Below are 524 nucleotides of genomic sequence, written 5' to 3'. Positions count from 1 at the left end.
CGGACAGGCTTGTCGCGTGAATGTCGGCCTGGGATGCAGGACCTAATTCCCCTGTCATCAAGGGCTTCGCGGAACCAGTCTGCGTCATAGCCTCGATCTCCCAGTAGCCAGTCCGCCGATGGCAGACTGTTCACCAGAGCCTTGGCTCCCGTGTAATCGCTGACCTAGCCCGCGGATATGAAGAAGCGGATGGGGCGTCCGAGGCTGTCAGCAACAGCGTGCAGTTTCGTATTCATGCCACCCTTGGTACGCCCGATCAGCCTGCCGCGCGCCCCTTTTTCAACCGCAGGCTGGAGGCCGTGCGGCGCGCTTTGAGATATGTTGCGTCAATCATAATCGTCTTGTGATCCGTGCCTTCAGCAGCCAGCCCGGTCATGATCCGAGCGAATACACCCATATCGCTCCACCGCTTCCAACGGTTGTACAGTGTCTTTGGTGGTCCATATTCACGTGGCGCATCGGACCAACGTAACCCATTGCGATTGATGAAAATAATCCCGCTCAGTACACGACGATCATCAACT

1 pseudogene is annotated in these 524 nt (G+C 57.1%); it reads right to left on the bottom strand.

What is annotated here, in order from left to right:
• A pseudogene (locus tag Q5Y75_RS28695) lies at positions 1-524 on the bottom strand (IS5 family transposase); the annotation flags it as partial.

This window comes from Ruegeria discodermiae, assembly GCF_030758345.1.
Classification (GTDB): Bacteria; Pseudomonadota; Alphaproteobacteria; order Rhodobacterales; family Rhodobacteraceae; genus Ruegeria_C.
The sequence above is the reverse complement of the archived record's forward strand: the minus strand, read 5'-3'. Positions and strand labels throughout refer to the sequence as shown.